This window comes from Variovorax paradoxus (genome assembly GCF_022009635.1).
In the GTDB taxonomy this organism is placed as follows: Bacteria; Pseudomonadota; Gammaproteobacteria; order Burkholderiales; family Burkholderiaceae_C; genus Variovorax.
Genome location: NZ_CP091716.1, coordinates 3,290,428 through 3,302,107 on the forward strand (window position 1 = coordinate 3,290,428; position 11,680 = coordinate 3,302,107).

Genomic DNA, 11,680 nt, shown 5'->3' on the forward strand with positions numbered 1-11,680 from the left:
TTCAGGATTCCGACGGCCACCAGCTCTCGGCCGTCGTGCGGATGACGCGCGCCGCCTGGACGCGAACGTCGTTCTTGTCATCGATGTCGCCGTGGCCATGCTCGCGGGCCACCTTGAAGGGCCAGGTGGAGACTCGGCCCTTGCGGGAACGGGGCTGCAACGGATGCAGCCTCGAGAAGAAAAGAGCCTGCGCGGAGGGCGCGGGCGGGTTGGCGGTGGTCATCGGCGTCGCCTCGATGTTGTTCTTGGAGACGACGAATTTTAGAGAAATACTGTATGTATGTACAGTATATTTGCGAGCTCAGGGCGCGATGCCGAGCAGGGCATCCAGGTCGATGGCTGCGGCCATCGCCTTGTAGCCGGCGTCGCCCGGATGCAGGTGGTCGCCCGAGTCCATGGCCGCCTTCAGGCGCGACGGATGGGCCGGGTCGCGCAGCAGCGCGTCGAAGTCGACCAGCGCGTCGAACGCGCCGCTTTCGCGGATCCAGCGGTTCACGGCCTGGCGCACCTTGTCTTTTTCGGGGGAGTAATGGCCTTCGAGCGGCGTGCCTTTCAGCGCGCCTTCGTTCGGTGGAATGGTGCCGGCCACGATGCGCACGTTGTGGGCATGGGCCATCTCGATCAGTTGCCTGAAGCCCTGAATCAGCTCTTTCGCGCGCATCGCGGGTTCGGCGGGAGCGAAGGGCCCGCCGGGCCAGCCGATGTCGTTGGTACCCAGCAGCACGACCATGGCCCGCACCCCCGGCTGCGCGAACACGTCGCGGCCCGCACGCTCAAGGCCGGCGCGGCCCATGCCGTCTTTCAGCAGCCGGCCGCCGGAGATGCCGGCGTTCAGTACGGCGACGTCGCGGACTGCCAGTCGCTCGGCCAGCGCATCGGGCCAGCGGGTATTGGCGCCGGGCGTGGAGCCGTTGCCGTCGGTCAGCGAATCGCCGAGGGTGACGACGGTGGTAGGGGGCTTTTGCGTTTCGACGATCAGGCCGCTGACGTAGACGCGGGTGCTCCACTGGCTGGCTGCGACGGGCATGCGCGGTGCGGCGGTCAGGTCGCCGTCCGCCAGGTAGGCCGTCTGCCGGGCGTCGAAGTGAAAGCCCGCGGGCTGGCTGGGGCGCGGCAGGTAGAGCGACACGGCAACCTCGCCGAGCGGTGGCAGCGCGATGTCGACCGGATCGCTGACGAGCCGGGCGCCGGGCGGCACGGTCACTTCGGCCTGGCCGCCGAAGCGCAGCGGCCGGTCGCTGCCTTCTGCGATCGCGGAGCCTTCCGCATGGCGCGCCACGTGGGCCGCACCGATGTGCAGCGGCGAGGTGCCGCCTTCATTGCTGATCACCACGCGCAGCCGCGTGCCGCCGATGCTCAGCCGCGCCACCTGGCGCACGGTCTGCCGGTTGAACTGGAATGGCAGGCCCGGGGGCAACGCGAAATCGCCGCTCCAGATGGGCTGGGTGCTGGCCATCCAGCTGGGGCTCCAGTGGGTGGATGCGGGCTCGGCAGCCGATGCGGCGACGGCGCCGGCAAGCGAAAGCGCGAAGGCGCCGCGACGGATGAGCGAGGTGAACCTGGATGCGGTCATTTGCATGTCCTTGGATGAAAAGCGGATCGGTGAGCCGGACTTTCATTCATGCATAGAAAGATGGGTAGTCGGCAGAATGGCATCCACACCATTCCATATTCGAATACACCTGGCATGGACACCTTGCGCGCCATCGAAGCATTCGTTCACAGCGTCGAGCTGGGCAGCCTGTCGGGTGCGGCGCGTGCGCTCGGCACCACGCAGCCCACTGTCAGCAAACTCGTCGCGGGGCTGGAGCGTTCGCTCGGCGTGCGGCTGTTGCGGCGAACCGCCGCGGGCCTGAGCCTGACGGAGGAGGGGCAGCGCTTTCACGAGCGCTCGCGGCGCGTGCTGGAGGACTACGGCGAAGCGGTGGCCGATGCGCGCGAAGGCATCCAGCAGCCGCGCGGCCTGCTGCGGGTGAGTGCGCCGGTGACGCTGGGCCAGCGTCATCTCAATGCGATGGCGCTGGAGTTCCTGGCGATGTACCCCGACATCGAACTTGAGTTGGTGCTGGACGACCGTTTCGTCGATCCGCTGGAGGAACGCATCGACGTGTCGCTGCGGGTCGGCGGCACGCTGCCGCCCGATCTTGTCGGCCGCCACCTCGGCACATGGCCGCGCGTGCTGGTCGCATCGCCCGATTACGTCGCCGCGCGCGGCAAGCCGCGCAAGCCGCAGGACCTGCTGACGCACGACTACCTGCGCTATGCGGGCGGAGACGACGGCCTGCTGTTGCAAGGACCGGGCGGGCCAGAGATGGTGCCGGTGCGCAGCCGCTACCGCGTCAACAACGCGGTGGCGATGCTGGACAGCGTGCTCGGCGGCGCCGGCATTTCATTGCAGCCGACATGGATGGTGGCGGACCTGCTGGCGCAAGGCCGGCTGGTGCGGGTGCTCGGCCGGCACACGGGGCCCGCGCAGGAGCTGCACCTTCTGTATGCGCCGCGCCGTCATCTGCCGCAGCGGGTGCGGGTGATGGTGGACTTCCTGGCCGAGCAGGTGTCGCGCCTGCCGGGGGCGGTGCCGGCAAAACGGAGCTGAGAACGGGGCTGAGAGTACTCAGTCGGCGCGGACTTCGAAGTACGCCTCGTCGGTTTCGCCCAGGTCGCGAAAGCCGGCGGTCCGTGCGGCGTCGTAGGCCTTTGCCCAGCGCTTGGCCATTGCGATTTCCGCCTTCGAAAGTTCGCTTTCGCTCGACTCGCTGGCATTCTGGAATGCCCGCAGGGCGGCGATGACGTCGCTGCCCAGTTGCTTGTCGATTTCGCGCCGGAAGCGTTGCTCGGCCACCCTTGCGGCGTCGGCTGACGGCAAGGCGTAGTCGGCCAGCCGCACGGTGTAGGCCTCTGGTGGCGAGGCATCGGCTTCTTCGGCCTCTGCTTCGACCTCCACGAAGTGGAGCGGGGTATCGAATTCGGGCAACGAAGTGACAGGCATGGGGGCCGGCGTGGTTGCGCGGGGAAAAAACAGTTCAGCTTGGTTCATCGTCCTGGTGTGCTTGGGGCAATTGACCGGGATTGGGAATTTCAGAACTCCCGTGAAGTACTGTTTGAATATACAGTATTTTGATGCGAGAGCAAACAAGCCGAAACCCGCCGACGAGCCTCAGACAACCGATATGCCGGAGGCTCCCATGGCCCCGCGGTCGAAGACGGGCGGCGTCCTGACGATCGATGTCAGCGCAGGCTCGGCCGCTCGCAGCGCGGCCAGGTCGGGGCGCGGACGGCGCAGTTGCGCATCGCGGGAAAAGGCGGCCTCCATGGCGTGCGCCGCGCCCAGCACCTGGTGGTCCGCCCTGAATCCACCGACGACCTGCAGCCCGAAAGGCATGCCTGCGTGGTCGACGCCGCAGGGCAGCGAGATTGCCGGGTGCGTCGTGAGCGTGACCACGTAGGTCAGCGCCAGCCAGCGGTAGTAATTGGCCTGCGCCTCGCCGTTGATGGTGTCCGCATACGGCTGCGTCCATGGAAAGGGCGAGACCGGCGTGGTCGGCGACAGCACGAGGTCGTAGTCGGCGAAGGTCGCCTGGAAGCGCTTGAGAAGACGCGTCTGCTCGGCCTGCGCCCAGGCGCTGTCGAGCAGACTCATGCGCGCGCCCATTTCGTAGTTCGCGCGCGAGTTGGGGCCCAGGCTGTCCGGGTCTCGCTCGTACGCCGCCTGCATGCCCGCCACGAAGGCCTCGGCGCGCAGCACGTCGAAGCAGCGATGCGCCTCGCCCATGTCGAACTCGACCTTGTCGCAACGCCGGAACAGGTGTCGCATTGCTTCGATCTTTCGGCGGAATGTGGCGCGGATGCCGTCGTCCACCGCGCAGGTGCCGAAGTCTTCGGTCCATGCCACGCGAAGGCCGGCCAGATCGATCTGGGCCGGCGTGAGAAAAGACAACGGGTCCAGCGGATGGCTGAGCGGGTCGCCCGCGTGCATGCCGGCGGCCGCGGCCAGTTGCAGGCAGGCATCTTCCACGGTGCGGCCCATGGGGCCGACCACCGAGATCGGCGTCCAGCCCAGCGGCTTGCGCACGCTCGGCACGATGCCCGGCGAAGGCCGGAAACCCACAACGCCGCATTTGGCCGCCGGAATGCGCAGCGAACCGCCGGTGTCGGAGCCGGTGCACACCGGCAGCATGTCGCAGGCCAGCGCGGCGGCGGAACCGCCGGAAGAGCCGCCCGCATTCAGGTTCGGATTGAAGGGGTTGCCAGTGGCTCCCCACACTTCGTTGCGCGAGTTGGCACCCGCGCCCATCTCGGGCACGTTGGTCTTGCCCGCCACGATGGCGCCCGCGCGGCGCAGGCGGGCCACCAGCTCGATGTCTTCCGTCGGCACATGGTCGCGGTAGATGGCGGAGCCCCAGGTCGTGAGCAGGCCTTGCGTGGGCTCGAGGTCTTTCACGCCCAGCGGCAGGCCGTGCAGCAGCCCGAGAGGGGCGCCGCGCATGACCGCGCTTTCCGCGTTCCTGGCTTCGGCGCGCGCGCGCTCGAAGCAGGTGGCGGTCACTGCGTTGACGAAAGGGTTTACGCGCTCGATCCGCGCGATGCAGGCTTCCAGCAGTTCGACCGGCGAGACGGCCTTGCTGCCGATGAGGCGGCGCAACTCGACGGCGGATCGTTCGACGAGTTCAGTGCCGGGCGGGATGTTCGATGCAGGGCTCATGGGGCTTCTTCAATCGGCGGTGATGTTCGCGCGCGCGGCCACGGCACGCATCACGGGCAGCTCGCGGTTGATGAGTTCGCTGGCCGCGGCGGCATTGCTGTAGGCCGGCTCCAGCCCCTGGCCCAGCAGCTTGGCGCGCGTGTCGGGGTCTGCGATGGTCACGGCCAGGGCTTTTTCGAGCCTGGCCTTCACGTCGGCGGGCAGGCCCTTCGGCGCGGCCAGCATCAGCCAGGTGTCCATGTCGATGTCGTTGTAGCCGCTCTCGGCCATGGTCGGCACATCGGGCAGCAGGGCGGAGCGCTTGGCGGTGGTCACGGCGATCGCCTTGATCTTGCCGCTCTTGAGCTGCGGTATGGCCGCGCTCACGGTGTCGATGCTGAAGGGAATCTGCCCGCCCATCAGGTCCGTCATGGCCGGCGCGCTGCCTTTGTAGGGCACATGCGTCATCTTCAGTCCGGCTGCGTGCAGGATGCTTTCTCCGACGAACTGCGAGGTGGTGCCGGTGCCGAAGGAACCGTATGAATACTTGCCCGGCGACGCTTTCACGTAGTCGACGAACTGCTTCACCGTCTGCACCGGCACCTCGCTGTTGGCCAGCAGGATCAGCCCGGTGCGCCCCGCGATGCCGATCGGCTCGAAGCTCTTGACGGGGTCGTAGGGCAGGTTGGCGCGGATGGCCGGGTTGACGGTGAAGGTGGTGCCCGAGCTGACCAGCAGCGTGTAGCCGTCGGGCGGAGCCTTCGAGACGTAGCTCGCGCCGATCACCGTACCCGCGCCCCCGCGGTTCTCGATGATGACGCTCTGGCCGAGCTCCTTGCCCAGCCGCTGCGCGATCACGCGGCCGTTGACGTCCGTGGCGCCTCCGGGCGGGAAGGGGATCACGAGCGTGATGGGGCGCGTGGGGAAAGCCGTCTCCGCTGCAGGCGCGGTCAGCGGCACGGCGGCAAGGCCGAAGCCATACAGCAAGGCGAAGGTCGCGCGGGCCATGGACGGAAGACGGTTCATCGGGGCTCCTGTGGTTCGAGAGAGTGCGTAACGAAACCATCCTAGGAGCCGTGGGTCGATGCAACAAGCGCAATGTTTAGAATCTTTCGTTGCCGAATCGGCAATCGAGAACTGGAGAATTCCATGCCATTTCGTGCATTGCAGGAAACCGCGGTCCGCTACTTTCTCGAGGTCGTGAAGACCGGTTCGGTGAAGGAAGCGGCGCTCAAGCTCAACGTCGCGCCATCGGCGGTGAGCCGCCAGGTGGCGCGGCTGGAGCGCGAACTCGACACGCTGCTGTTCGAGCGCCACGCGCGCGGCATGGTGCCCAACGCCGCCGGCGAACTGCTGGCGGCACACGCCAAGCGGGCGCAGCAGGACATCGAGCGGGTCGCCAACGACATCGCCGGCTTGCGCGGTCTGCGCAGCGGACACGTGCGCGTGGCGAGCACCGAGGGCTTCGCCTTCGACTTCATCCCGACCCTGATCGCACGCTTCCGGCGCAAGCACGAGGGCGTGCGCTTTCATCTGCAGGTCTGTTCCCCGGCCGACATCTCGAGGCATGTGCGCGACGGCGAAGCCGATGTAGGCATCACCCTGAGCGCCATGCCAGAGCCCGGCATCGAGGTCGAGCTGCGGCACCCCAGCCCCATCCTGGCCGTGATGGGCAAGGATCATCCGCTGGCATCACAGCGGCAGTTGTCGCTGCGCCAGGTGGTGGCGTATCCGTTGGGATTGCCGCAGGAAGACAGCTCGATACGGCGCTTGCTCGACGCCAGTTGCAGCCGGCAGGGGCTGCGCTATGTGCAGGCCATGTCCAGCAACCACGCGAGCGCGCTGCTGAGCTTCGCGGCGGCGGGCGGGGACTGCATTGCCTTCTACGGTGCGTTGTCGATGAAGCCGCTGCTGCAGAGCAAGGCGCTGGTCGTCATACCGCTGAAGGACCGCGAGATGAACGAGCGTCACCTGGCGATAGAGACCATGGCGGGCCGCTCGCTGCCCGACGCGGGCAAAGCCTTCGTGCGCTTTCTGGTCGACGCGGTGAAGGCTACGTGACGCGACTCAGGGGAGGGGGATTGGAGCGGGCGAAGGGAACAATCCCAAGCATCCAACCCGTTGATTGACAACTGGATTTTCCCATTCACCGCACGGGAAAAGACCACATATTGTACCAGTCAATCGTGCTCGTCAACGCATTGCTTCCGTCGCCGTCTGGGGACGATCAGCAACAGCCACCAAAGCTCAGGTTCTGGCGGCTCGCGTTCAAGCGCCAGTCTCACCGCCTGGTGCCCCGCCAATCGCCTTCACGCGACTGATGAAGCGCTTCATCGGCTCGGACGGCTCTCCCTGGCGGCGCAGCAGGAACGTGGTCAGCGTCGGCGCCGTGCCGGCCAGCGGCCGGATTGCGATGTCCGGGCGCTGCCAAGTCTGCACCTGCGAACCGATCGCGAAACCAATGCCATAGCCTGCGCCCACCAGTGTCAACATCACGCCCAGGCTCGTCACGTGGTCGGCTACCTTGGGTGTTACGGCTGCTCCATCCAGCACCGCCTGGATTTGGCTGTGACAGCCCGAACCTGCATCCGGGTGGCACAGCACCAACGGGAACTTCAAGGCATCCTGCAACTTGACTTGGACATGAGCAAGCAGCGGATGGCGCGCCGGCACAATCACCGACAGCGGATCGCTCCAAGCCGGCTCGGCCACCAGCCCGTCGTTGACTCCATCCGATAGCGCAAAGCCGATGTCGAGCAGGTCGTTGTGCAGGCCTTTGAGCTGCTGCGAGAACGGCAACTCAAAGACGCGGATGCCCAACTCTGGCTCTTCCTCGCGGCTACGGGCCAACAGCAACGCGATGCGCGGCTGGGCCAGGCTGTCGCAGATGCCGATGCGCAATGTGCCCTGATAGCCTTGGGCCGCGCTCTTGGTCGCCTGTACCGCATGATCGACCGTTGCGAGCACGCGCCGGGCTTCGCCCAACAGCACTTTGCCAGCCCAGGTCAGGCGCGTTTGGCGCGTGCTGCGGTCGAACAACTGCACGTCAAGCAAACGTTCGAGGTCGCGCATCGCACGCGACACCGGCGACTGCTCGATGCCTAAACGTTCGGCCGCTCGGGCCAAGTGCAACTCCTCCGCTACGGCGATGAAGTAGCGCAACAACCTGAACTCCATAGCGGCCTCCTTTTCGCGTTGTTTTGGTGTGGCCGACCCGCCCAACACGTCCGCCCCATTCTTGTTCCAAGGATGAAGTCAATATACCATACCCCCCTATCCTAAACAAAGATGAACATCTATCATGAATCACACAGTCAGGGAGAAGCCAAAGCTCCTCGCTCGTGTGCGTCGCATCCGCGGACAGCTAGAGGGGATCGAGCGTGCTCTGGAAGCCGAAAAGAGATCTGCCGAGGTCCTGCATCAGATCGTTGCGGCACGCGGCGCGCTGACGGGCTTGATGCGCGAAGTCATGGAGGGGCACATCAACTCGCACATCGCCAATCCGCAGGACCCCGGAGACGGTACGCGCGAGCAAGGCGCTGCGGAACTGATCGCAATTCTGCGCAGCTATATGAAGTGAATCCGATGCCGCCTATGGGCGCAGACCTCTTGGGAGGATCATCGACGATCGCGCATCACGAGCGAGTGGATGGGGACCTGTCCTGGTTGCCACCGCAGAGCGCCATCGACAGTAGGCCGAGTGCCATGACCGTAGGGTGGCTATCGCTCAGCGGACGAATGCAGTTGTTGAGCCGCAGCACGCTGCCGCGACCGTTCAGGCTTTCTGCGCTTTGCCCAGCAACCGCAGTCCGTTGAGCACCACCAACAGGCTGGCCCCCATGTCGGCGAAGACCGCCATCCACATCGTTGCGTTTCCAAAGACGGCGAGCACAAGGAAGACGGCCTTGATGCCGAGTGCCAGCGTGATGTTCTGCCACAGCACTGCATGGGTCGAACGCGACAGTTTTACCGTTTCGGCGATGCGCCGCAGATCATCGTTCATCACGACGACATCGGCTGCTTCCATCGCGGTATCGGTGCCGGCCGCGCCCATTGCCACGCCGATGTCGGCTTGCGCGAGAGCGGGCGCGTCGTTGATGCCGTCCCCGGTCATCGCGGTTGGTCCTAGATCGCGCTGCAACGTCTTGATCGCTTCGAGCTTGTGCTCGGGCAACAAGTCGCCGCGTGCCTGCGCGATGCCGGCCTCCAGCGCGACAGCCGTGGCGGTGGCCTGGTTGTCGCCGGTCAGCATGACCGGGGTGATGCCCAGCGCCTGGAGCGACGCGACGGCCTCGCGCGAGGAGGGCTTGATGGTGTCGGCGACTGCGAACAGCGCGAGGACCCTCTCCGGCCTGGCCAGCAGCGTGACGGTGCGGCCCATCTCCTCATGCTGCTTCAGCCGCTGCTCCAGCGCCGGCGAGCACTGCCCACGTTCTTCGATCAGGCGGTGGTTGCCGAGCACATAGGTCACGCCACCGACCTCGGCCTGCACACCACGCCCGGCCAGCGCCCTGAAGTCCCGCGCCTCGACACCGTTGGGCTTCAGGCCGGCAGCAATCGCGCGCGAGACCGGATGGTCGGAGTGGCTGGCCAGCACCACGGCGACGTGTTCGGCCTGCGCCGCCTCGGTTTCCAGATCGACGACGGCCCAATCCACCAGCCGCGGCTTGCCCTCGGTGATCGTGCCCGTCTTGTCAAGCGCGATCGCCTTCAGCTTGCGCGCCTCTTCGAGGTAGATGCCGCCCTTGACCAGGATGCCGCGACGGGCGGCCGCCGCCAGGCCGCTGACGATGGTCACCGGCGTCGAGATCACCAGCGCGCAGGGGCAGGCGATGACCAGCAGCACCAGCGCCTTGTAGATGGCCTGCATCAAGCTCCAGCCGAGCAGCCACGGGCCGAGCAGCGCAACCGTCAGCGCGATCATGAAGATCGCCGGCGTGTAGACCGCCGCGAAGCGGTCGACGAAGCCCTGCGTCGGCGCGCGCGTCGCCTGCGCTTCCTCGACAGCATGGATGATGCGCGCAAGCGTCGAATTCGACGCCGAAGCCGTGACCTCGAACTCGAAGACTTCCAGCACCCGGCTATTGAAAAGCTTGTCGCCGGGCGCGGGTGGCGCGCCTTCACTGCATCAGCGGATCGGTGCGGTGTACGACTTCGTGCGCAACGAGATCGCCTACGGCTGCAACGAGGCGGATGAGTTGCCGGCCTCGTGGGTGCTGGCTGACGGCTAAGGGCAGTGCAACACCAAGGGGACTAAACCCTGTAAGATATCCCCTCCAGGGGCATAGGATCAAGGCGCTCGGTTATGCACACACATCACTCCGATACACATCAGTCACATCCCGCGATCGTTAAGCGGCTGCGCCGCGCCGGAGGTCATCTGAACAGCATCGTGGAAATGATCGAGCAAGGCCGCTCCTGCCTCGACATCGCACAGCAGCTACAGGCGGTGGAGAAGGCGATTCAGCAGGCGAAGAAGACGCTCATTCAGGACCACCTTGATCACTGCCTGGAGGATGTGGTTGGCCCCTTGGCGCGCGATCAACGCGAGTCCATGGCCGAGTTCAAAGAGATCACCCGATACCTGTGAGCCTTCTATGCCGTCTCTTGCCGAACTGATTCACCAGGGAACCGCGAGCGTCTGACGCCATGCTGCAGATTCTTGCCAACCGCACGTACCGACACCTGTTTCTCGCACAGGTGATCGCGCTCGTCGGTACGGGATTGGCGACGGTGGCGCTCGGGCTGCTGGCATACCAGTTGGCCGGCGCGGATGCGGGAACGGTGCTCGGCACCGCATTCGCGATCAAGATGGTGGCCTACGTCGGTGTGGCGCCGGTCGCAACTGCGCTGGCTGACCGATTCCCTCGCCGCACGATGCTGGTCTGTCTGGATCTGGTACGTGCTGCCGTTGCGCTACTGCTGCCTTTCGTTTCGCAGGCGTGGCAGGTCTATGTCCTGATCTTCGTACTGCAAGCGGCGTCGGCGGCCTTCACGCCCACCTTCCAGGCGACGATCCCCGACGTACTGCCCGATGAGAAGGAATACACCCAGGCGCTCTCGCTTTCGCGCTTGGCCTACGACCTGGAAAGCCTCGTGAGCCCGATGCTGGCGGCGGCGCTTCTAACGGTCGTCAGCTTTCACAACTTGTTCGCCGGCACAGTCGTCGGCTTTCTTGCGTCCGCCGCGCTTGTGGTTTCAGTCGTGCTGCCGAGCCCCAAGGCGAGCGAGCATCGCGGCATCTACGACCGCACGACGCGCGGCCTGCGCATCTACCTCGCGACTCCCCGGTTGCGGGGACTATGGGCCGTGCAGGCCGGCGTAGCAGCGGCCGGTGCCATGGTCTTCGTGAACACCGTGGTGCTGGTGCAGTCCGCTTGGAGCTTGAGCCAAACCCAGGTCGCATTGGCCTTGGCGACATTCGGTGCAGGGTCCATGGTGGCAGCGCTGGCCTTGCCCCGGGCACTGGAGCGCTTACCCGATCGGCCAGTGATGCTCGCAGGTTTAGCCGTGCTGGTGCTGGGCCTGGCCCTTGGGTCGATCGTTCAGGGAATGAATGGCCTGCTGCCGTTGTGGTTCGTGCTCGGCCTTGGATACTCCGCTGCTCAGACGCCTTCGGGTCGGTTGCTGCGCCGCTCTGCGCATCCAGAAGATAGACCGTCGGTGTACGCGGCGCAGTTCGCGCTATCACATGCCTGCTGGCTGGTGTTCTATCCATTGGCCGGGTGGCTTGGGGCAAGAGCGGGGCTTCCCTGGGCCTTCGCAGTGCACTGTGCGGCAGCGATCGTCGCGCTTGTACTGACCCTCAAGCTATGGCCGGCCGATGACCCGGAAGTGCTTGAGCATGAGCACCATGACCTACCGCCAGGTCACGCGCACGCGGATGGCACCGAGCCAAGGACCGCAGGACTGCGCCATACCCACCCCTATGTGGTGGACGACTTGCACCCACGCTGGCCGGGCTTAGAACGATGAACCACCTAGCTGATACATCTAAGA

The 11,680-nt window shown here is 65.8% G+C and carries 12 protein-coding genes and 1 pseudogene; 6 read left to right on the top strand and 7 right to left on the bottom strand.

The window, feature by feature from the left end; all coding sequences use genetic code 11:
- Nucleotide 1: 1 nt before the first annotated feature.
- Together L3V85_RS15235 and L3V85_RS15240 are read right to left on the bottom strand one after the other, a co-directional pair.
- Nucleotides 2-223: a hypothetical protein gene (locus L3V85_RS15235; protein WP_237679967.1), complete on the bottom strand. Its 222-nt coding sequence runs from the start codon at nucleotides 221-223 to the stop codon at nucleotides 2-4.
- A gap of 78 nt (nucleotides 224-301) precedes the next feature.
- A complete protein-coding gene (locus tag L3V85_RS15240; protein ID WP_237679968.1) occupies nucleotides 302-1,573 on the bottom strand; it encodes an SGNH/GDSL hydrolase family protein in 1,272 nt (423 codons plus the stop codon).
- 114 nt (nucleotides 1,574-1,687) lie between these two features.
- On the opposite strand from L3V85_RS15240, the gene L3V85_RS15245 reads away from it, so the two are divergent.
- On the top strand, nucleotides 1,688-2,596 hold the full coding sequence (locus tag L3V85_RS15245; RefSeq protein WP_237679969.1) for a LysR family transcriptional regulator: 909 nt from the start codon (nucleotides 1,688-1,690) through the stop codon (nucleotides 2,594-2,596).
- Between the two features lie 18 nt (nucleotides 2,597-2,614).
- Here L3V85_RS15245 and L3V85_RS15250 read toward each other — a convergent pair whose 3' ends face one another.
- From L3V85_RS15250 to L3V85_RS15260, 3 genes are read right to left on the bottom strand one after another with little or no spacing between them, the layout of a single operon-like run.
- Complete coding sequence (locus L3V85_RS15250; protein ID WP_337250118.1) at nucleotides 2,615-3,136, bottom strand: hypothetical protein; 522 nt, start codon at nucleotides 3,134-3,136, stop codon at nucleotides 2,615-2,617.
- A 21-nt stretch (nucleotides 3,137-3,157) separates the two neighbouring features.
- Nucleotides 3,158-4,702, bottom strand: a complete 1,545-nt coding sequence (locus L3V85_RS15255) for an amidase (protein ID WP_237679970.1) — start codon at nucleotides 4,700-4,702, stop codon at nucleotides 3,158-3,160.
- Between the two features lie 9 nt (nucleotides 4,703-4,711).
- Entirely contained in the window at nucleotides 4,712-5,707 is a 996-nt protein-coding gene (locus L3V85_RS15260; protein ID WP_237679971.1) for a Bug family tripartite tricarboxylate transporter substrate binding protein, read from the bottom strand.
- A 123-nt stretch (nucleotides 5,708-5,830) separates the two neighbouring features.
- On the opposite strand from L3V85_RS15260, the gene L3V85_RS15265 reads away from it, so the two are divergent.
- Nucleotides 5,831-6,742 carry a LysR family transcriptional regulator gene (locus tag L3V85_RS15265; protein ID WP_237679972.1) on the top strand — a complete coding sequence of 304 codons (912 nt, stop codon included), beginning with the start codon at nucleotides 5,831-5,833 and terminating at the stop codon, nucleotides 6,740-6,742.
- Between the two features lie 207 nt (nucleotides 6,743-6,949).
- On the opposite strand, the gene L3V85_RS15270 is transcribed toward L3V85_RS15265, so the two are convergent.
- Entirely contained in the window at nucleotides 6,950-7,858 is a 909-nt protein-coding gene (locus L3V85_RS15270) for a LysR family transcriptional regulator (RefSeq protein ID WP_058142330.1), read from the bottom strand.
- A gap of 124 nt (nucleotides 7,859-7,982) precedes the next feature.
- On the opposite strand from L3V85_RS15270, the gene L3V85_RS15275 reads away from it, so the two are divergent.
- Entirely contained in the window at nucleotides 7,983-8,261 is a 279-nt protein-coding gene (locus L3V85_RS15275) for a metal/formaldehyde-sensitive transcriptional repressor (RefSeq protein WP_058142329.1), read from the top strand.
- A gap of 195 nt (nucleotides 8,262-8,456) precedes the next feature.
- On the opposite strand, the pseudogene L3V85_RS15280 reads toward L3V85_RS15275, so the two are convergent.
- Nucleotides 8,457-9,749, bottom strand: a pseudogene (locus L3V85_RS15280) (heavy metal translocating P-type ATPase); the annotation flags it as partial.
- 16 nt (nucleotides 9,750-9,765) lie between these two features.
- Between L3V85_RS15280 and L3V85_RS15285 the strand changes: the two are divergent.
- The 3 genes from L3V85_RS15285 (at nucleotide 9,766) to L3V85_RS15295 (ending at nucleotide 11,656) form a co-directional block, all read left to right on the top strand.
- Nucleotides 9,766-9,912 carry a hypothetical protein gene (locus L3V85_RS15285; protein WP_212635703.1) on the top strand — a complete coding sequence of 49 codons (147 nt, stop codon included), beginning with the start codon at nucleotides 9,766-9,768 and terminating at the stop codon, nucleotides 9,910-9,912.
- Between the two features lie 74 nt (nucleotides 9,913-9,986).
- On the top strand, nucleotides 9,987-10,271 hold the full coding sequence (locus L3V85_RS15290) for a metal-sensing transcriptional repressor (protein ID WP_058142328.1): 285 nt from the start codon (nucleotides 9,987-9,989) through the stop codon (nucleotides 10,269-10,271).
- A 59-nt stretch (nucleotides 10,272-10,330) separates the two neighbouring features.
- A complete protein-coding gene (locus L3V85_RS15295) occupies nucleotides 10,331-11,656 on the top strand; it encodes an MFS transporter (protein WP_058142327.1) in 1,326 nt (441 codons plus the stop codon).
- Nucleotides 11,657-11,680: the final 24 nt, after the last annotated feature.

Coding starts and splice junctions, on each gene's coding strand:
- L3V85_RS15235 (WP_237679967.1), bottom strand. CDS start 223: ATGACCACCGCCAACCCGCCCGCGCCCTCCGCGCAGGCTCTTTTCTTC.
- L3V85_RS15240 (WP_237679968.1), bottom strand. CDS start 1,573: ATGACCGCATCCAGGTTCACCTCGCTCATCCGTCGCGGCGCCTTCGCG.
- L3V85_RS15245 (WP_237679969.1), top strand. CDS start 1,688: ATGGACACCTTGCGCGCCATCGAAGCATTCGTTCACAGCGTCGAGCTG.
- L3V85_RS15255 (WP_237679970.1), bottom strand. CDS start 4,702: ATGAGCCCTGCATCGAACATCCCGCCCGGCACTGAACTCGTCGAACGA.
- L3V85_RS15260 (WP_237679971.1), bottom strand. CDS start 5,707: ATGAACCGTCTTCCGTCCATGGCCCGCGCGACCTTCGCCTTGCTGTAT.
- L3V85_RS15265 (WP_237679972.1), top strand. CDS start 5,831: ATGCCATTTCGTGCATTGCAGGAAACCGCGGTCCGCTACTTTCTCGAG.
- L3V85_RS15270 (WP_058142330.1), bottom strand. CDS start 7,858: ATGGAGTTCAGGTTGTTGCGCTACTTCATCGCCGTAGCGGAGGAGTTG.
- L3V85_RS15275 (WP_058142329.1), top strand. CDS start 7,983: ATGAATCACACAGTCAGGGAGAAGCCAAAGCTCCTCGCTCGTGTGCGT.
- L3V85_RS15290 (WP_058142328.1), top strand. CDS start 9,987: ATGCACACACATCACTCCGATACACATCAGTCACATCCCGCGATCGTT.
- L3V85_RS15295 (WP_058142327.1), top strand. CDS start 10,331: ATGCTGCAGATTCTTGCCAACCGCACGTACCGACACCTGTTTCTCGCA.